The organism is Herminiimonas fonticola, assembly GCF_040395855.1.
GTDB classification, from domain to species: Bacteria; Pseudomonadota; Gammaproteobacteria; order Burkholderiales; family Burkholderiaceae_D; genus Oxalicibacterium; species Oxalicibacterium fonticola_A.
Genome location: NZ_JBEBPO010000012.1, coordinates 19,791 through 39,319, shown reverse-complemented (window position 1 = coordinate 39,319; position 19,529 = coordinate 19,791). Strand labels below are relative to the sequence as shown.

At 54.2% G+C, this 19,529-nt stretch carries 21 protein-coding genes; 12 read left to right on the top strand and 9 right to left on the bottom strand.

The window, feature by feature from the left end; all coding sequences use genetic code 11:
- Positions 1–103: 103 nt before the first annotated feature.
- The 7 genes from adk to ABWP27_RS03250 form a co-directional block, all read right to left on the bottom strand.
- A complete protein-coding gene (adk, locus tag ABWP27_RS03280; RefSeq protein WP_353153356.1) occupies positions 104–760 on the bottom strand; it encodes an adenylate kinase in 657 nt (218 codons plus the stop codon).
- A gap of 168 nt (positions 761–928) precedes the next feature.
- Entirely contained in the window at positions 929–1,681 is a 753-nt protein-coding gene (kdsB, locus tag ABWP27_RS03275; protein ID WP_353153354.1) for a 3-deoxy-manno-octulosonate cytidylyltransferase, read from the bottom strand.
- Between the two features lie 30 nt (positions 1,682–1,711).
- A complete protein-coding gene (locus ABWP27_RS03270) occupies positions 1,712–1,891 on the bottom strand; it encodes a Trm112 family protein (RefSeq protein WP_353153352.1) in 180 nt (59 codons plus the stop codon).
- Positions 1,872–2,942, bottom strand: coding sequence for a tetraacyldisaccharide 4'-kinase (gene lpxK / locus ABWP27_RS03265; protein ID WP_353153350.1), 1,071 nt, complete (start codon positions 2,940–2,942; stop codon positions 1,872–1,874). The genes ABWP27_RS03270 and lpxK overlap by 20 nt, the downstream gene beginning before the upstream one ends.
- A gap of 48 nt (positions 2,943–2,990) precedes the next feature.
- Complete coding sequence (locus ABWP27_RS03260) at positions 2,991–3,425, bottom strand: ExbD/TolR family protein (RefSeq protein WP_353153348.1); 435 nt, start codon at positions 3,423–3,425, stop codon at positions 2,991–2,993.
- Positions 3,426–3,459: 34 nt separating this feature from the next.
- Entirely contained in the window at positions 3,460–4,071 is a 612-nt protein-coding gene (locus ABWP27_RS03255) for a MotA/TolQ/ExbB proton channel family protein (RefSeq protein ID WP_353153346.1), read from the bottom strand.
- Between the two features lie 350 nt (positions 4,072–4,421).
- Entirely contained in the window at positions 4,422–6,047 is a 1,626-nt protein-coding gene (locus ABWP27_RS03250) for an AAA family ATPase (protein ID WP_353153344.1), read from the bottom strand.
- Positions 6,048–6,537: 490 nt separating this feature from the next.
- On the opposite strand from ABWP27_RS03250, the gene rarD reads away from it, so the two are divergent.
- From rarD to ABWP27_RS03210, 8 genes are all read left to right on the top strand, one after another.
- Entirely contained in the window at positions 6,538–7,422 is an 885-nt protein-coding gene (gene rarD / locus ABWP27_RS03245; RefSeq protein ID WP_353153342.1) for an EamA family transporter RarD, read from the top strand.
- Between the two features lie 38 nt (positions 7,423–7,460).
- Complete coding sequence (xseA, locus tag ABWP27_RS03240) at positions 7,461–8,822, top strand: exodeoxyribonuclease VII large subunit (protein WP_353153340.1); 1,362 nt, start codon at positions 7,461–7,463, stop codon at positions 8,820–8,822.
- Positions 8,823–9,012: 190 nt separating this feature from the next.
- Complete coding sequence (sodB, locus tag ABWP27_RS03235) at positions 9,013–9,591, top strand: superoxide dismutase [Fe] (RefSeq protein WP_353153338.1); 579 nt, start codon at positions 9,013–9,015, stop codon at positions 9,589–9,591.
- A gap of 337 nt (positions 9,592–9,928) precedes the next feature.
- Positions 9,929–10,939, top strand: a complete 1,011-nt coding sequence (gene cysP / locus ABWP27_RS03230) for a thiosulfate ABC transporter substrate-binding protein CysP (RefSeq protein WP_353153336.1) — start codon at positions 9,929–9,931, stop codon at positions 10,937–10,939.
- Between the two features lie 171 nt (positions 10,940–11,110).
- On the top strand, positions 11,111–11,956 hold the full coding sequence (gene cysT, locus ABWP27_RS03225) for a sulfate ABC transporter permease subunit CysT (RefSeq protein WP_353153334.1): 846 nt from the start codon (positions 11,111–11,113) through the stop codon (positions 11,954–11,956).
- Positions 11,957–11,958: 2 nt separating this feature from the next.
- Positions 11,959–12,810, top strand: coding sequence for a sulfate ABC transporter permease subunit CysW (gene cysW, locus ABWP27_RS03220; RefSeq protein WP_353153332.1), 852 nt, complete (start codon positions 11,959–11,961; stop codon positions 12,808–12,810).
- A 436-nt stretch (positions 12,811–13,246) separates the two neighbouring features.
- Positions 13,247–13,438, top strand: a complete 192-nt coding sequence (locus ABWP27_RS03215) for a hypothetical protein (protein WP_353153330.1) — start codon at positions 13,247–13,249, stop codon at positions 13,436–13,438.
- Between the two features lie 230 nt (positions 13,439–13,668).
- Positions 13,669–14,910, top strand: coding sequence for an FAD-dependent oxidoreductase (locus ABWP27_RS03210; protein WP_353153328.1), 1,242 nt, complete (start codon positions 13,669–13,671; stop codon positions 14,908–14,910).
- Positions 14,911–14,943: 33 nt separating this feature from the next.
- Here ABWP27_RS03210 and nhaR read toward each other — a convergent pair whose 3' ends face one another.
- Positions 14,944–15,843 carry a transcriptional activator NhaR gene (gene nhaR / locus ABWP27_RS03205; RefSeq protein WP_353153326.1) on the bottom strand — a complete coding sequence of 300 codons (900 nt, stop codon included), beginning with the start codon at positions 15,841–15,843 and terminating at the stop codon, positions 14,944–14,946.
- A gap of 184 nt (positions 15,844–16,027) precedes the next feature.
- Between nhaR and ABWP27_RS03200 the strand changes: the two genes are divergently transcribed.
- The 3 genes from ABWP27_RS03200 (at position 16,028) to ABWP27_RS03190 (ending at position 17,466) form a co-directional block, all read left to right on the top strand.
- The gene (locus tag ABWP27_RS03200; protein WP_353153324.1) at positions 16,028–16,189 is read left to right on the top strand and encodes a hypothetical protein; all 162 of its coding nucleotides are present in this window, start codon (positions 16,028–16,030) and stop codon (positions 16,187–16,189) included.
- A gap of 66 nt (positions 16,190–16,255) precedes the next feature.
- Positions 16,256–16,534, top strand: a complete 279-nt coding sequence (locus ABWP27_RS03195) for a TFIIB-type zinc ribbon-containing protein (RefSeq protein WP_353153322.1) — start codon at positions 16,256–16,258, stop codon at positions 16,532–16,534.
- A gap of 302 nt (positions 16,535–16,836) precedes the next feature.
- Entirely contained in the window at positions 16,837–17,466 is a 630-nt protein-coding gene (locus ABWP27_RS03190) for a carbonic anhydrase (protein WP_353153320.1), read from the top strand.
- 42 nt (positions 17,467–17,508) lie between these two features.
- Here the strand turns inward: ABWP27_RS03190 and ABWP27_RS03185 are convergent, their stop codons facing one another.
- Positions 17,509–18,546: a lipid A deacylase LpxR family protein gene (locus tag ABWP27_RS03185; protein WP_353153318.1), complete on the bottom strand. Its 1,038-nt coding sequence runs from the start codon at positions 18,544–18,546 to the stop codon at positions 17,509–17,511.
- 283 nt (positions 18,547–18,829) lie between these two features.
- On the opposite strand from ABWP27_RS03185, the gene ABWP27_RS03180 reads away from it, so the two are divergent.
- The gene (locus ABWP27_RS03180) at positions 18,830–19,525 is read left to right on the top strand and encodes a YbaY family lipoprotein (RefSeq protein WP_353153316.1); all 696 of its coding nucleotides are present in this window, start codon (positions 18,830–18,832) and stop codon (positions 19,523–19,525) included.
- Positions 19,526–19,529 lie beyond the last annotated feature (4 nt).

The window sequence follows — 19,529 nt, the reverse complement described above, 5'->3', positions numbered from 1 at the left end:
CATCAATACGGTTTAATGCTATAGCGATATAAGAACCAGAACAAGCGGCTACGCAAATAAATGAACAGGCATGAAAAAAGCGGACACATGGTCCGCTTTATGTTCAGCCTTCCAACGCTTTAAAGGCGTTGTCGCGAATCTGATCGACCGGACCGACGCCGGCGATCTTGCGATACTTGGGCGCACCCGGCTGACCGGATTCTGCCCACTTGTTGTAATAGCCAACCAGCACTTCTGTCTGGTCGTGATAGACGGACAAACGTTTCTTGACCGTTTCTTCCTTGTCGTCGTCGCGCTGGATCAGCTCTTCGCCGGTCACATCATCGCGACCTGCCTCTTTCGGCGGATTGAATTTGACATGATAAGTGCGACCGGATGCAGGATGCACGCGACGGCCGCTCATGCGTTCGACAATCGCTTCGTCCGGCACATCGATTTCCAGCACGTAATCGATGGCGACGCCGGCATCTTTCATTGCATCGGCTTGCGGAATGGTGCGCGGAAAGCCATCAAACAGATAGCCGTTTGCACAATCCCCATCCTTCAATCTGTCCTTGACCAGGCCGATGATGATGTCGTCCGATACCAGGCCACCTTCGTCCATGATTTTTTTGGCAGCGATGCCCAATGGCGTGCCTGCCTTGACCGCAGCGCGCAACATGTCGCCAGTGGAAATTTGCGGGATATTGTATTTGTCTTTGATGAAACCAGCTTGCGTGCCCTTACCGGCACCAGGCGCTCCTAAAAGGATGAGGCGCATGAAATTTTTCCTAAAACGAGTTTTGAATTCTATTACCGAAAGGCGCGATAGCGGCGCCGGAGGATAGTCGTGATTTATAGATTTGCGCTATGAACTTTGCACGAAACTTACCACAAAATTATATCAAATCCATGTTTTGCCTTTGTTGCATTGCAACAAAGCACGCCATCATTGCGTGAAATAACGACGCACGCGCAACAAGTCTTCCGGTGTATCCACGCCTGCTGCAGGCGCATGCGGAGTGACGTGCACGGCAATCGGCACACCATGCCACAACACGCGCAATTGCTCCAGCGCTTCGATCTGTTCCAGCGGCGATACAGCAAGTTGAGGATACGCCTGAAGGAAGGCATTCCGATATGCGTACAAACCGATATGGCGCAGCGGCGCGTAAGCTGTCGGCAGTTGCTCCCTGCCTTGCGCAAAACCGTCGCGATGCCAGGGGATCGTCGCCCGCGAAAAGTACAACGCACGTCCGGATTTATCCAGCACGACCTTCACCACATTCGGATTAAAGGCATCGGCGATATCGTCTATCGTGTGCGCCGCCGTTGCCATCGGCACCTCACGCGAAATCAGGGTCGCGGTGGCGGCAATCAGCGAGGGATCGATCAGTGGTTCATCGCCCTGCACATTGACGATCACCGCATCGTCGGACAAACCGAGCGCTGCCGCCACTTCCGCAATGCGGTCGGTGCCGGACGGATGATCGGTGCGCGTCATTTGCACGGCCACATTGTTTTGCGCACATGCAGCGAAAATATCGGCATGATCGGTCGCCACAATGACGCGTGCCGCGCCGGATTGCATGGCCCGTTCCGCCACGCGCACGATCATCGGCTTGCCGCCCAGATCGGCCAGCGGTTTATTCGGCAAGCGGGTGGAAGCAAGACGGGCGGGAATGATGACGGTAAAGGACATCGATGAATTCCGGAATGGCGACGGCCAGCCTCAGCCGGCCGCAGGCGTCTGCAAATCGCGCGCCTGGTCGGCCCACATGATAGGGATGCCGTCACGAATCGGATAGGCGAGTTTATCGACCTTGCAAATCAGTTCCTGCGTTTTTTTATCATGTTCAAGCGGGCCTTTGCAGACCGGGCAAACCAGAATATCAAGCAATCGAGTGTCCACGGAGTTTCTCCACAATTTGTTCAGCAAACGCACCATCAAGATGCGCAGTTACAGGTACAACCCACACGCGCGGATCGTTTCTTAGTGCATCGTTTTGCCGACATTTTACTGCATCCTTCTCCGTGATCAGAATCACATCGGCATTCACTTCAGCAAAAGGATTATCGACAAAATCGTAATGATCCGGCAATGGCATCTCGTCAAACTGCAGGTCGGCAGCCCGCAACTGGGCGAAAAAACGCCCCGGATTGCCGATTCCGGCAGCCGCCAGTATCCGCGCCGGAGAAAAGCCGGTGGTAACGACAGAAAACGAACGCAATGCGCGCGACGGCAAATTTTCCGACGGCAGATTGCTCGCTGCCAAAGGCTCGGCCATCACGCCGGACAAGCGCATTTGAATCACATCCGGCGGCATCGCCGTTTCTTCCGGCGAGCCGTTGATCACGGTAAAGTCGCGCCGCCGCGATACCGGCTCACGCAAAGGACCGGCCGGCAGCAGCCAGCCGTTGCCGCTGCCGCGTCCGTCGAACAGCATGATTTCAATATCGCGTGCCAGACGGTAATGCTGCAAGCCATCATCCGAAATAATCACATCCACTTGCGGATGCGCTGCCAGCAAAGCCTGCGCAACGGCGACCCGATCGCGCCCGACCATCACCGGGCATTGCGTGCGATGGGCAATCAGCAAGGGTTCGTCGCCGACTTCCTGCGCCAGTGCATGTGCGGTGACAAGGCGCGGCACATCGCTGCTGGCACCATAGCCGCGCGAAATCACGCCTGGATGGAAACCCGCCTTCTGCAATGTCTGCGCCAGCCAGATCGTCAGCGGCGTTTTACCGGTTCCGCCGACGAAAATATTTCCCACCACAATGACCGGCACCCGCATGCGATGCGTTTTGGCGATACCGAGGCGATAACACAGGCGGCGCAAGGCAGACAGCGCACCGAACAGGCAGGATAAAGGGCGCAACAGCCAAGCCGCCAGGCCGCGCCGCGCCCACGTCCGCTTAAAAAATTCTTCGAGAGTAGAACGTTGCAGGACCAAGGGCACGCTTCCGTGAATGAAAGACACTGCCGCAGCAGACGGCAGCGACAAGGTTTATTTTTTACCGCTGGTCTGTGCCGCGAAGGTCACTTTGGAATAGCCGGCGATACGCGCTGCTTCCAGCACATTGATCACGCTCTGATGCGTGGCAGTGGCCTCTGCCGCAATGATAACGACCGGATCTACATCGGCTTTACCGGATGCACTTGCCGCCGCAGTCAATTCTTCGGCCAGGGCTTCCGGATTCTGCACCGCGACCCGCGTGTTATTGACCGCATATCGGCCCTGCGCATCGACAATGACATTGATTTCAAATGGCCGTTCCATCGCTTTTTCCGCATCCGCAGTCGGCAATGTAATCTGCAAAGCGGTGAACTTGCTGTAGCTGGTCGACACCATCAGAAAAATCAGGATCACCAACAACACGTCGATGAACGCGATCAGATTGATTTCCGGGTCCTCGCGACCTTGTCCTTTGCGGAAGTTCATGAGACGTCTTTTCTCCGGCTCTTAGTGACAGGCATCATTTGCGTGCGCCATGCACGATATCAACGAATTTCACTGCCTGCTGCTCCATATCGATCAGGAAGCTGTCGACCAGGGCGCGGAAATGACGATAGAAAACCAGCGAAGGCATCGCAATCGCCAGGCCGAAACCGGTGTTGTACAGTGCGATCGAAATCCCGTGTGCGAGTTGCGTCGGATTGGCGCCGGTGCCGGTCGCATTTTGCGAACCGAAAATTTCAATCATGCCGACCACGGTGCCAAACAAACCCATCAGCGGCGCCAGTGTGGCGATCGTTCCCAGCGTCGTCAGGAAACGCTCCAGCTCATGCGCAGTACCGCGCCCGGCTTCCTCGATCGATTCCTTCATCACATCGCGCGGGGTATTCACGTTGCGCAAACCGGCGGCCAGTACACGACCGAGCGGCGAATTCTTTTCCAGTGTTGCCACCACGTTCGCATCAATTTTGCCATTGTGATAAACCCGCACCACTTCTTCCAGCAAGTTCGGCGGCAGGATACGACGCCGGCGCAAATACAGGCTGCGTTCGATAATCAGGGTCAATGCAATAACGGAAGCGATCAGCAGCAGCCAGATCGGCCAGCCTGCTGCATGAATAATGGCGAGCAAAGGAAGCTCCTTCTTGGTTCAAATAAGGTTGGATGGAGAATGTAACGGTTTGGCGCAACGAGAGCAAGTTTCCGGCGGTGCCGAAACGGCCGGAATACATCGCTACGCCATGTTAACCGTCATCGGAGCAATCCATGAAATTCTTTTCATTACCCAAGAACCGATGAGTTTGCAGCTTGTGCACATTTTCTGTGGATAACATTGTGCGCAACTGCATGGAAGAACGCAAAGCGTTTGATTTCAAAGCGTTTTTTCACGCTGCACAAAAATGAAGCTGTGCACATCCAGCGTATTTTCACCTTGATTTCCGCCGGCAGGCGAGCATCATGCCCGCCTGCCGTGACAGCACGCTAGGCTATGCCGCGAAACATCGCGCATTGTCTGAAAGTCTCTTCAGAGAACGGGATTTTCTTGCTCTTGCAGAACTTGGAAGTGAGTTTCAGCAATTCCTTGATGTCGCGGCCGCTCGATTTTGCATAGGTATTGCTCAATGCATCGATCAGCTGGTCCGACAATTCGACGCCAAATTGCGCAGACAAGGCTTTCCATAAACGCATGGCGTCTTCCTTCGACGGCGTTTCATACTGGATGGTCGCAATGCAGCGCGACAGAATGGCATCGTCCACGTCCTGAATGCGATTGGTGGTCATGAACAGCAAGCCATTGAAGTATTCCAGCGTACGCAGGAATTCCGCCACGATTGCATTGTGCTGCAGATCGTTATCGCGACAGCGTATGTACACGTCGGCTTCATCCAGCAGCAGGATCGCGTCCCAGCGCGCGGCGCGACGCAAGATCTGCGACAGGTTGTGTTCAACCGAAGCTGCCGTAATGCCGAGTTGACCGGAATGCACGCGATACAGCGGCTTGCCGACGACTTCGGAATACACTTCAGCGGTCAGCGTCTTGCCCAAACCGGGCGCGCCCTTGCACAAAATGGTGGTGCCGCCCGATTTTCCCTCGACGATATCTTCCATCAGCACCGTCATGTCGGCGGTGAGGATGTCGATCAGATCGCGATGGTGATCAGGCAGAATCAGCTTGTCGCGCAACTCGGGCTTGTATTGATATGCCGTCAGGTTTTGCACGTGCACCCAGATATTCTGGTGCAGTTCCAGATGGAACATGTACAGATAGCAGTGCAGCGGAATTTTTTCAAAACCGACTTCGAAACCAGCGTCGCGCCAGAACGAGCAATCCGCACTCATTTCAAAACGGCGATCCAGCATCTCTTCATCGTTGACGCATTTCGCGGAAACGCCATCCCGTATACGCATCAGATGGAAACGGGATTTTTCGTCATTGTAAAAAGCCGAATGGCGCGCCACGAACTGCGCGCCGAATTGCGTCTGGTGCTTGAGAAAAGACTTGGCGTGTGCCTCGTACTCCTGCTTGAATTCGGCGCACTCCTTGAAGTAGCCGCGTTCAGTCAGCAACTCGGGAATGGTGCGGTTGGCGATATCGTGTGTATTGATCACGATCGCATTTGTCATGCCCGAACGGCGCATCCGGTAGTCGGACGATGTTTCCTTGTTGGCGGCCGGCATCGTGTTGGCCAGCAGATCGACCACAACATAAGGCGCACCCAGATCCGGCACCACATAGCGCAAGCTATGCACCAGCCAAGGCAACAGCACGCCGTCCTTGTTGCGCTTGTAAAGCCAGCCGTCGATCACATCACGTGACAGATAGGCGGCCAAGCCAGGCACCAGCTTGTCGAGACTCGGAATTTTTCGCGCTTGCGGTGCGCCGAGAATATTATCCTGCGCCAGCAACTGAAACATCAGCGCGCGCTCGTCCTGTGCCTTGCACAAAGTGTACAGATTGTTCAGCGCCGCAGCATCAAACAGCTTGCTGGGCACGATCATGTTACCGTGACATACACCATGTTCGGTAAGGCGTTTTGCCAGGGGAGATTCGGCTTCTATCATCCCCAACAGTACATTGACCAACGATTCCGGTATTTCGTAATCCATCACAGCTCCTGCTAATGTCGTGCCGGCAAAGCTACATGCCTGAAGTATTGCTTCAGGCGATTAAACAAGCGAAGACCTGAAGCCAGCTTCAGGTTCGCATACCCAATCCATCGGGACGAAAAAAGAAAACGGCCTCCATCTCTGGAAGCCGCATAATCCTGTTGGCAGCAACGGCCGAAATCGAGATTCGGCGGCCAACTTTTCTATCCTGCCTCTTCATCAACAGCGTGTTTTTACGCCTTGAGAGATCGTCCCTTGCTTTAGTAAGCCACTCATCATAATGCAATACGCCGGACATGTGAAGCCGACGCCGTGCAGTCATATAGCCTTGACATGATGCAAATCCAGCCATGAACAACGCAAATCCGGCCATTCATCAGAATTGGCCCTGTACAAAGTCGGGCATTTCGGCAAATACGCACTTCCATCCGCAAAGAAATCCTTATACTTGAGCGCTCGAATAATCCGGCCTATTGATGATGGAGTTGCAGTGTCCAAAGGTATTATTTTTTCTGTGCTCAGTTCGACACTGTTTGCCGTTCTGTATTTCTATTCGACACTGCTGACTCCACTTGACGGTGAAGAAATTTTCGGCTGGCGTACACTGCTGACACTCCCCTTCCTGACGCTCTTCATCTGGACTTGCGGCCGCCAGCAACTGATATACACGCTGGCGCAAAGAGTGCGCCGCCGACCCCTGCTTTTCATCGGCGCGCTCGCCACCTCTGCGCTGCTTGGCATCCAGTTATGGCTCTTCATGTGGGCACCGCTGCATGGTCGTGCGCTGCATGTTTCGCTGGGTTACTTCCTGCTGCCATTGACCATGTTGCTGACCGGCCGCATCGTCTATCAGGATCGTCTCTCCCGGCTGCAGAAACTGGCCGCGCTCTGTGCCGTGTGCGGTGTCGCCAACGAACTGTTTCAGGTTGGCAGCTTTTCATGGGAAACGCTGGTGGTAGCTTTCGGCTATCCGCTGTATTTCGTGTTACGCCGCCGCCTGGGTGCAAACAATCTGGGCGGTCTGTGGTTTGACATGACGCTGCTGTTGCCTGTGGGCTTGTGGTTCATCCACGCGGGCAATCTCGATCTGACAGCGCTAGGAGAACATCCATTACTCTATCTGCTGATCCCGTTGCTCGGCGTCATCAGCGCATGTGCATTGATTTTTTATATGGTCGCCAGCCAGATACTCCGCCTCAGCCTGTTCGGCCTGCTTGGTTATGTAGAACCCGTGCTGCTGGTTCTGGTCGCGCTGCTGCTGGGAGAAAGCATCAAGCCGCACGAATGGCTGACCTACATTCCCATCTGGATTGCCGTATTCTTGCTGGTTGCAGAAGGTGCTGCAACCTTATATAAAACACGGTCGGCGCGCTGAGCGCTGCGCAAATTCAAGTACAAATCAAGTAAGAAGCCATGCCTACCGATTATCCGAATCCGAACCAGACGCCGACACCAAACGTGCTCACCGTCTCTGCATTGAACCAGGCGGTCTCCCGCATGCTGGAACGCAGCTTTCCGCTCACATGGATAGCCGGCGAAATTTCCAACTTCACGCGCGCCGCTTCCGGGCATTGGTATTTCACGCTGAAAGACGATGCGGCCCAGGTGCGTGCAGTGATGTTTCGCGGCCGTGCCCAATATGCGGATTTCATGCCGCGCGAAGGCGACCGGGTAGAAGTGCGTGCTCTGGTCACGCTGTATGCGCCGCGCGGCGATTATCAACTGAGCGTGGAAGCGATACGGCGCGCCGGTGTCGGCAATCTGTACGAAGCGTTTTTGCAGTTGAAGGAAAAGCTGGCGGCTGAAGGCTTGTTCGATCCTGCGCGCAAACGCCCGCTTCCTGCATTTGCCCGCACGATAGGCATCGTCACCAGTCCGCAAGCCGCTGCGCTGCGCGATATCCTGACGACGCTGCAACGCCGCGCACCGCATGTGCGCGCCATCCTGTATCCGACGCCGGTACAGGGCGAAGGCGCCGCCAACAAGATCGCACAGGCGATCGCCACCGCTTCGGCGCGCGCCGAATGCGATGTGTTGCTGGTATGCCGCGGTGGCGGCAGCATAGAAGACCTGTGGTCGTTCAACCATGAAATCGTCGCCCGCACGATAGTCGGCTGCGATATTCCCGTCATCGTCGGCGTCGGCCACGAAACCGATTTTACGATTGCCGATTTCGCCGCCGATGTGCGCGCTCCCACACCAACTGCGGCGGCAGAGCTGGCAGCGACGCCGCGCACGGAATGGCTGGCGCGGCTGCAAACCGAAGCCGACGATATGCGCCGCGCACTGAAAAGACAGTTGTCGGATTCCGCGCAAACGCTGGACTGGTTATCGCGCCGCCTGATCAGCCCATCAGCCACAATCGCGCACAAGCAGATGAAACTGCAAAACCTGCAGGCGCGTCTGGGACACGCCACCCGCATTCCGCTCGGCAAGGCGCAGTTTGCGCTGGCGCATTTGCGCAATCGCTGGCTGACACAATTACCTGACACCCGCATCCAGCGCGCTCGCGTCGCCGAACACGCGCGTCGCCTGAGCAACCAGATGAAGACGCGCAACGCCACGCAGGAGCAGCGTTTGCGCGCACTTTCCGCACAACTGGAAATGCTCAATCCGCAACGCACGCTGGAACGCGGTTATGCCATCATCAGCGATGAAAAAGGGCATATCGTGCGTGCGCCACAGGAGTTGCGGCCAAGACAGAATGTCACAGTACGGCTGGCAGACGGTACCGCGCAGATCGGCATTGCCAGCGTGCAGCAAACTCTGGAGTAAAGCAGTATAAAAGGCACCGTGAAAAACTGATAAAACGAACGCTGTCATCGTTTCGACTATTTGTCTCCCCCTGCGCCCTCCAAGCCACGTTCACGGAAATTGACTTGCGTCGTGTGCAAGCATTGCATAACCGTCTTACAATAAGCCCTTTCAAAAAGAACACTTATTTTTAACCCCTAAAAGGACGACCATGGAACATACCCTGCCGGCACTGCCCTATGCGTTGGATGCACTTGCTCCACATATCTCCAAAGAGACACTCGAATACCACTATGGCAAGCATCACCAGACCTATGTGACGAATTTGAACAACCTGATCAAAGGTACCGAATTCGAAAACGCATCGCTCGAAGACATCATCAAGAAATCTTCCGGCGGCGTATTCAACAATGCAGCGCAAGTCTGGAACCACACTTTCTACTGGAACGGCCTGAAACCAAACGGCGGCGGCGCTCCAAGCGGCAAAGTTGCTGATGCTATCAACGCAAAATGGGGTTCCTTCGACAAGTTCAAGGAAGAATTCACCAAATCCTGCGTCACCAACTTCGGCTCCGGCTGGACCTGGCTGGTGAAAAAAGCCGACGGCTCGCTCGATCTGGCCAACACCTCGAACGCCGGCTGCCCATTGACCGGCGCCGACACACCGTTGCTGACCTGCGACGTGTGGGAACACGCTTACTACATCGACTACCGCAATGCGCGTCCGAAGTATGTTGAGTCGTTCTGGGCGCTGGTGAACTGGGATTTCGTTGCGAAAAACCTGGGTTGATTTGGTTTGATTGCATCAGTTATTGAATGGCTGATGCTTTTATAGCAGCAGTAAATATATGAAACGCCTCGAATTTTCGGGGCGTTTTTTTTGGGGTTTATTTTTTTGGTTTGTGGTTATTGAATATGGGTTTTCTTCGTATCAATCACCATAAACCGCCCCTTATGCTTTTTTCGCATGATCACATGCGAAAACTATCGTTGGAACGAATAAGGATATTTGATATATTTCTTTCCACTCGGGAAGTTGCTTGGATTCACATCATTGCCGACACGCAGTATTGCGACTAGGTGATCATTTTCCTGCCACGAATTTTTACGCAAACATGGAGTAGCTTATGTTGAAAAAAGTTGTTTTACTCACAGCCGCTGCGGCTACCCTGCTGACAGGCGCCGCGCAGGCGCAGGACAAACCGATATTGAATGCGTCGTACGACGTTGCGCGCGAAGTCTTTGCCGCCATCAATCCGAAATTCCAGGCCCAATGGAAAGCGCAAACCGGTCAGGATCTGAAGATCGACCAATCGTTTGCCGGCACCTCGCGCCAGGCGCAAGATATCCTGCAAGGCAAAAAAGTCGATACCGTCACCTTCAATCAAGTGACCGATATCGACATCCTCGCCAAACGCGGCCTGGTGAGTAAAGACTGGCAAAAAGCATTTCCAAACAATGCTTCGCCTTACTACAGCACCATCGCCTTCCTGGTACGCAAAGGCAATCCGAAGAACATCAAGAACTGGGACGATCTGGTACGCGACGACGTGAAAGTCGTATTCCCGAATCCTAAAACCTCGGGCAATGCGCGCTATACCTATCTCGGCGCATGGCTGTACGCGAATGAAAAATTCAAGGGCGACCAGGCCAAGACCAAGCAATTCGTCGGCAAGCTGCTGCACAATGTCGTGAACTTCCCTACCGGCGGCCGTGGTGCCACCGTGGCATTTGCACAAAACAATCAGGGCGATGCCTTGCTGACCTTTGAATCGGAAGTGATCAATATCGCAAAGAGCGATGAGTTCAAATCCGGCGCATACGAAATCGTCGTTCCACCCGTTTCCGTGCTGGCTGAATTTCCGGTTGCCGTGGTCGATAAGGTCGTCGATGAAAAAGGCACCCGCAAGGTTGCCACCGCTTACCTTAACTACGAATACTCGCGTGAAATTCAATTGCTGCTGACCACCTTCAACTATCGCGTGCACCATCCGGATGTCGCGAAAGTGGTGGCGGATCGTTACGCAAAAGTACGCTTGATCGATCCAACCAAAGTACTCGGTACATGGGATCAGATTCAGGCTGCACATTTCGCCGGCGGCGCGACGCTGGATCAATTGCTCAGCCAACGGAACTAAGTCAGGCAGCTGATGCAACAGCGATCCTGTTGCATCAGCGTTGTTCTTTGTCATTCGGGATGACGGTGGTTTACAATGCCACCTTCCACACGACCATCCGTCATCTGGATGGTCGTTTTGTTTTCTGAATCGCGTTTATCGCAACGCCTCACTGCCGCCGAGCACCCTATTGTGAATTTGTCTCTCCGCTTCTTCCGCAACACGCCGATCCTGCCGGGCTTCTCGATAAGCTTCGGCTTTTCGGTGCTGTATATCAGCCTGGTAATTTTGCTGCCAGTTTCGGCACTGCTGGTCTACGTCAGCGGCATGAGCTTCGATCAATACTGGTTCGCGGTTACCGATGCGCGCGTGCTGCAAAGTTACAAAGTCACGCTGATGGGTGCGTTTTACTCCACCGTGATCGTGACCTTCATCGGCTTCCTGCTGGCGTGGATCATTACGCGTTACGACTTTCCCGGTCGCCGCCTGATTGATTCTCTGGTCGATCTACCGTTTGCATTGCCGACTTCGGTGGCCGGCATTACGCTTTCTGCACTGTTCATTCCCACCGGCTGGCTTGGGCAATGGTTCACCATCCTCGGCATCAAGGTTTCCTATGCATTTCCCGGCATCGTGGTGGCGATGATCTTCACCAGCCTGCCCTTCATCGTGCGTTCGGTACAACCTGTGCTGGAAGACATGGAAAACGAGCTGGAAGAAGCGGCGCTGATGCTGGGCGCAAACAAGTGGCAGATTTTCTGGCGCGTGATTTTGCCGACGCTGATCCCCGCCCTGATTACTGGTTCCTCGCAAGCCTTCATCCGCAGCCTGGGCGAGTTCGGCGCCGTCATCATGATTGCCGGGAATATCCCCTTCCAGACTGAAGTCACATCGCTGATGCTGTTCGTCCGTCTGCAGGAATACAACTACCCGGCAGCTGCGGCCATCGCCTCCGTGGTCTTGCTGGCCTCACTGCTATTGCTGTTCCTGCTGCAGGTTGTGCAGGGACGGCTGTTCAAAACAGCAGGAGGAAAATAAGCATGGCATCCACCATCAAACGCCCTGCCGCCACGCATCAGTGGATTCTGGTCGGGCTCGGCATTGTAATGACGATCCTGTTGCTGGTATTACCGCTGATCCTGATTTTCACGCAGGCATTCAGTGGCGGCCTGGAACTGCTGCGACAGAATCTCGGTGAAGATTACATGCAGCACGCACTCGGCCTGACGCTGCTGGCTGCCGTATTGACGGTGCCCATCAATCTGGTGTTCGGCATTCTGCTCGCATGGTGCGTCACGCATTACGATTTTTTTGGCCGCCGCCTGTTGATCACGCTGGTCGAGATTCCCTATGCGACTTCGCCCGTGGTCGCCGGCTTCTGCTATCTGGTGGTCTATGGACTGGAAGGCGCAATCGGCCAATGGCTGTATGCAAAAGATGTGCAGCTGATGTTTGCATGGCCGGGCATCATCATGGTCACCGTTTTTGTAACGGCACCGTATATCGCCCGTATCCTGATGCCACTGATGCAGAAACAGGGCACCGAGGAAGAAATCGCCGCCTTGTCGCTGGGCGCCACCGGCTGGCAGATTTTCCGCCACGTGACCTTGCCCAACATTAAATGGGCTTTGCTGTACGGCGCCGTGATTACCAATGCACGGGCAGTCGGCGAATTCGGCGCAGTTGCAGTAGTATCCGGCACCATCATGAATCAAACCCTGACGCTGCCTTTGCTGGTGGAGCAGCTCAATAACGATTACAAAACGGCAGCCGCCTTTACCGCTGCCGCCCTGCTCGCCTGCATGGCGCTGCTGACGCTGATCCTGAAAACGACGATGGAATGGCGGCAGGAAAGACGCGAAGCAGAAGCAAAAGATGACAATGCAAATTAGACAAGCTGTCGCTGCACCGAAATAGATCCGGATTATTTTTCTTCCCGCACAGAAATCCACTATGATCGCGCTGCGCTGAAAACCAGCGCAGCATTACCGTTCAGTCTCCACAACAGATTCCGCCATCGTTCGCCAGACGTAACCACGCTTCCATTCCACCGCAGTGAAATACGCCGAAATGTATTAAGCGGTATACTTGGCACCGAACATGCACTTTCGTTGCATTTTCATTACATCTTCGCTGCACTTTTGCAGCACCTTCGTCAGAGCATTCCTACAAAATTTTGGGATGATCTCTGATCGCCAATCGATACCGGCTCATTTATTCTCGCCACTCGGGTCGCGCACCGATTTTGCCTAAATGCAAAACCGCGACATGCGATAACAACCCCTGCGCTTGCCGAATTTCGCAAGCTGCACTCGATAAGGAATCGACATGTACAACAATGAACTCAATAACCCGAACTTCCTGACCCACGTCCGACGTATTCCGGATGCGCATACCCTGCGCGCTACTGAAGAACAGGAAAATCAGGACGATGCTGACGTCGAAACGGAAGATTCAAGCGAACCGGCTCATATCACTGTGGTTCCATTTAGTACGACCAAGACAGGCTCATTCCAGTAAACATATTCAGTCATACTGAAAAATAGAATCAGCTTTGCAATGCATGGAAACCTTGCATCATTCCATGCATGAGCAAGGCTGATCTGCTCACTGCCCCGCCACACGCATTTCTGCCTCCTTCCGCTTTACTTTCATTTGAAACAATCCGCATAATCACCATATGCCGCAGGCAGGAAACGGCATCCTGAAGCACTTGCATTAGCCGTATTCATTTTCAAAAAAGGAAATGCATGCCAAATGAGCTTCATACGCGTTGCTGCATTGCCGGCGGTGGTCCGGCCGGCATGATGCTGGGCTTGCTGCTGGCGCGTGCAGGCGTGGATGTCGTCGTGCTGGAAAAACACGGTGATTTTTTACGCGACTTTCGCGGCGATACCGTGCATCCGTCCACGCTGCAAATCATGCATGAGCTCGGTTTGCTGCAGACTTTTTTGCAGCGCCCGCATGACAAGGCCTACCAGCTGAGCGTCACGGTGGCCGGCCAGGCATGGACGATCGCCGATTTTTCACGGCTGCGTACGCAATGCAATTTCATCGCCATGATGCCGCAATGGGAATTTCTCGATTTCCTGCGCGATCACGCGGTCGGCTATCCGCATTTTCACCTGCTGCAAAATGCCGAAGTGACTACGCTGCTGGAACAGGACGGATACGTAACAGGCGTACGTGCCGAGACGGCTGACGGTCCCCTGCTCGTCAATGCCGATCTGACCATCGGCGCCGATGGCCGTCATTCAACCGTGCGCAAAGCGGCCGGACTCACGGTACGCGATCTCGGTGCGCCCATCGATGTCCTGTGGATGCGCCTGCCGATGGCGGCCGGCGATCCGTCCGGCACCGGAGCGCGACTGGGCGCCGGACAGTTTTTTGTCATGCTGCATCGTGGCAGCTACTGGCAATGTGCATATGTCATTCCGAAAGGCGGCATAGCCGCCATACGTGCACGCGGACTGGCCGCCTTCCATGCCGAACTTGCGACAGTCGCGCCGCTCTTTGCAGATCGCGTGAGCTCGCTGCAAAGCTGGGACGACATCAAATTGCTGAGTGTGACGGTTGATAGGCTGGAACACTGGTGGAAGCCGGGCTTGCTGTGCATAGGCGATGCCGCACATGCGATGTCGCCGGTGGGCGGTGTCGGCATCAATCTCGCGATTCAGGATGCCTTGGCAACTGCCAATATACTGGCGCAGTCGCTGGCCGATCCCGCTGTCACCGCACAAGACTTGACGCCGCTGCTGGCGCAAGTACAAAAACGCCGCCTGTTTCCGACCCGCGTCACGCAAGCGATGCAGGTAACAATACAGAATCGCTTGCTGATACCACTCGTCAAGCGCAAACGGAATCAGGCAATCACGACTCCGTGGCCCATGCGGCTACTGCATCGCTGGCCGGCATTGCGCGTGCTGCCGGCATACGCGGTAGGCATAGGCGTGCGCCCCGAGCATGTACGGTCGCCTGAACTGGCACGATAGGTGCGCACTATGTTCTCTGGCCGGCGATCACCTCTAGCCGATCAGACTTTCACGCGCGGCAGAACTGATCGCCACCACGGCGGGATGCGTCAGTTGCCGCTCCACCGAAATCGCATAGAACTGTTCAGTAACCACCGTGGTGCGGCCGATTTCCGTCACGCTGTATTGCTTGATGATTTGATCCGCAACCGCTGACGGCGCCGCAAAAATACCTTTTCCTGCGCCGCCGAATGCCTGCAGCAAGGCACCATCGTCAAACTCGCCGACTATGCTTGGGCGTACTTTTTCCTTCTCGAACCAGCGCAGCAAACGCGGCCGCACGGCGGCATCTTCACCCGGCATCAGGAAGGGCGCGCCATCCAGGCTTTTTGGGAAACCCTTTTTATATTTCTCTGCCAATTCATCGGTCGCAAAAAAAGTGACACCGCATTCACCCAGCAAATGGTTATAGCCGCGCACATCGATATTTGCCGGCATCGGGCTATCAGCAATCACAATATCCAGCCTGTGCACCGCCAGATCGGCCAGCAGATTGGTCAGCTTGCCCTCGCGGCACACGATGCGCAGTGATTCAGGCAATTCCATCGCCGGCTCCAGCAACAGATAGGCAATCGCCTTCGGCACGGCATCGGCCACACCGACGCGAAATTGCAGCGGCCAGCCGCCCGGCCTGAAACGCAATACTTCCTGCAACTCTTCGCCGAGCGTAAAAATCTCATCCGCATAACCGAGCACCACACGTCCGGCATCATTGAGTTCAAGCCGTCGTCCGACGCGGTTGAATAATTTGTAGCCGAGCACATCTTCAAACAGCGTGATCTGCCCGCTGATGGTTTGCGGTGTCAAGTGCAGGCGTTCGCTTGCACGCCCGATGCCGCCCGCTTTGGCAACCACCCAGAAGTAATGCAGGTGCTTGTAATTCATCGTACTCATAACGCCTCTATATATTCAGTTTTTACGAATGAAAAATTGATTATATTCGACTTTTCAATAGAAAAAAGTAGCCGTACAGTTACCCTGCTTCATATTGGAAAGCGGGCAAACAGGCATCACAAAATGCTGCCACGCCTTCCTCGATCAGCACCATGCCGGCATCCACACTTGAGGAGTACTGAATATGAATCCAGTCAGCCGATCACGCCGTCCGTCCCTGGCAACAGCTCGCCTGTCGCCGTCTCCCCGCCGCATCTTGCTGCGCAATACACGACTGTTATTGGGCATGACTTTGCTGTTCATCATCCTGTGGCAATTGCCCGGCTTGATCAGCGGCACCCATTGATTGTTTTCTGTTGTTTTGATTTCGCATCCCGGTCGGGATGGTGTGTTAATTCTTGAAGGCACAACAATGAAATGTCCAATTTGCAGCGACATGCATTTGATCACGTCGGATCGACACGCAATTGAAATCGATTACTGCCCCCAATGCCGCGGGGTATGGCTGGATAGGGGCGAGCTCGACAAACTGATAGAACGTTCCGCTGATGCAGTAACGGAAGCAACACCTGCAATACGTTATCGCAGCGAACGCAAAAGTGCCCGGCAGGAGAAATTGCTCGGCTATAGCAAGGAAGGTTATGGCCAGAAAAGCAAAAAAGATCTGATTGGTGAATTATTCGATTTCTGATCAGGTAGCCGCACGCCGACGATCGACGGGCTTGCTTGCTGTATCGAGCATGCAGCAACTTTTCTCATTCCATTATTAACTGCTGTTTTCTGGCGGCATTCCCATGCTACGTCACTCTTTGCATACGCATGCACAGCCTTCCCTGACTACCATTTCAATCATGCATTTCCCGTCCGGTCTTGAAAATTTTTCGGCACAAACCATTATCGAATGCATTAAAGTAATAAACGTTCAGCCGTTTGCGCCAGCTGTTTGACGCTGCAGGCAGTGACTCAAGAATAAAAATACAAGGAAAAAGCAATATGCAAACAGCAAAAGCAGCACTGGAACGTTTGCGCGAAGGCAATTATCGCTTCGTGACCGATATTCACAACGATGACCACTCCTCCGGCGGCGCACGCCGCAAGGAAGTAGCCAATGGCCAGGAACCGTTCGCCATCATCCTCGGCTGCTCCGATTCCCGGGTACCGGCTGAAATGGTGTTCGATCAGGGACTGGGTGATTTATTCGTGATCCGCGTGGCCGGCAATATTGTCGCGCCTTCGCAAGTCGGCAGTGTCGAATTTGCTGCCGAACGCTACAAGACAAAACTGGTGGTGGTGCTCGGACATTCGCATTGCGGCGCCATTCTGGCCACGCTGGAAGAATTGAAACGACCGAATGAAAATCAATCGCGCAATTTGAAGTCCATTGTTGATCGCATTCGCCCTTCGGTCGCCACGCTGCTTGAAACCGAATTGAAGCATGACCACGAAGCGCTGGTGCATCAATCAGTGCGCGCCAATATCCGTGCTTCAGTCAATCATTTGCGTCATGGTTCGGAGCTGCTGGAAAACCTGATTCAGAACGAAGGCTTGCTGATCGTCGGCGCCGAATATTCGCTGGAAACCGGCGCGGTTGAATTCTTTGACGGCCTGCCGGAGGGCGTCTGATCCGGCTCTTCATCTCTCATGACGTACAGATAAAACTGTACGTCAGTATTCAAGACTAAGCGTAATCGAACCATAACTCTGTGCGTCTTTTTGTCCGCGGAATTCCTTGCTGCGCAAATAGTGGGCATAGGTGATCTTGCCGCCTACCCACTGCCAGGCCACGCCCGCCGCCACATCGCCGATGAAATAACGTTTGGATACGCTGTGGCTGTCGGAAAAAGTATTCCCGTCGAGGAAAATATCGCGCGCCACTGCACGTCCATCCACCGAAACAAATGCATGCACACCACCGTCGGACAGGCGACGCGACACATTTGCCGGCAAGGGCGCATTGCTATCGCTGGCAGGCCTGATCGGTGAGGTCCCGAAATCGTTCGGCAGATAGGTGCCGATGCGGAATTCCACCCCTGCATTGGCATACGTCTTCACGTTCCCCAGACTAAATCCGTAATGCGTGATGGCGTCGATCTTCGGTCCGCCAGCATTGGATATCTGCAGGACCCGCTTTTTTCTTTCCTTCACCAACTGGATTCCCAACTCGTTATTGAGTTGATTGCTCCAACCGTTAAAACGATCTATGCCGCGCAATTTGTGTATGAAATTCTGCGACTCCCGCGCCAGCGAGGCTGGCCCGACCATGCCGATATCGATCTCCACCGTATCCATATGCTTGTCATCGCGCGCGTTGTAAGCCAGACCGAGGTACAGCCAGCCGGCGTAGGGACGATCGTCGGTAATCAGGTCGCTACGCACTTTGTCGGTCGGCGTATACATCGCCTGTCCCAGGCTAACCACCATATTGCGTGAATCGAAAGCACCCGGCTGCACCTTTTGCGAAACCTGGTTCAGATGCCGCACCCATTTGGGCAGGCAGGGATCGTTGATGTAATCTTCCAGATTGGCAGATACCCACGAAAACTTCGCCCCGCTGGTGTAATTATGATCGGTGCCCGTGAACATATCGTTTTCGTAATAGAAATTGAATACGTCCGGATAATTTTTCAGCGCCCTGACACCCGGTTTGGACGAACAAGTTTCAGCATCAGGCTCCTGAGCCTGTGCCGTCGTGCCAAAAACCATGATGGATATCGCAAGAGAAAGAAAAACTGTTTTGGGAAACCGCGCTATATGCATTGAATGTAAATTTGAAAGTAACTTGAATGTTTGCCGAAAGAATGAAAATGCATCAGTGCACTTCATCCTCTCTCGATACAGTAAAGCCTACTGGCGCACACCAGCCCCGTCAAGGCATCGATACGGAGAAGGGCATCGGCAAAACCGGCGTGCTTACGCGTTAAACTGAACGCTCAATCAGTTTATTGATCAATCAATTTATTCACCCATCATTTTTCAGGATCGCAAGATGACAAGAAATTATTCCCTGATCGCCTTGCTGGCTGCATGCCTGCTTGCCACCGGCTGCGCAAAAAAACTCAAGCAGGACAATCTTCCCGCCCTTTCCGGCAATGTGACGGGCAGCGTCATTTACCGCGAACGCATCGCGCTGCCGCCGGATTCTAAAATCGTCGTGAACCTGGAAGACGTCAGTCGTGCGGACAAAAGCGGCATATTCATTGCCCAGCAGACATTGCGTCCCGGAGTGCAGGTTCCCGCGCCGTTCAATCTGCGCTATATCCCGTCAGCCATCAACAGAAGCCATCGCTATGCAGTGCGCGCATCGATACTGGATAGCCAGGACGAGTTGCTGTGGACTTCGACCGAAGCCCATCCGGTTTTGTTCAATGAAGCCGATAAGCCGCTCACCATCATGGTGGAACGCGTCGTCAATGCAAATACGGTTGCGCCTCCGCTTGCCAGCAAAGGCGTCGCATTCAAGTGCGATGAGATTGAATTTATTGCAAAGTTTGAAGCGAACAAGGTGCAGATATTGCTGGCAGGCCGCAGCCTGACATTGCCGCAAGTGATTTCCGGTTCCGGCGCGCGTTACGCGGATGGCAGCACGACATTCTGGAACAAGGGCAACACAGCCTTGCTGGAAATGAATGGCGTCAGTTACAAGGGCTGCAAAACAGATACGCTACCGACTCCAGGCAAATAACTTT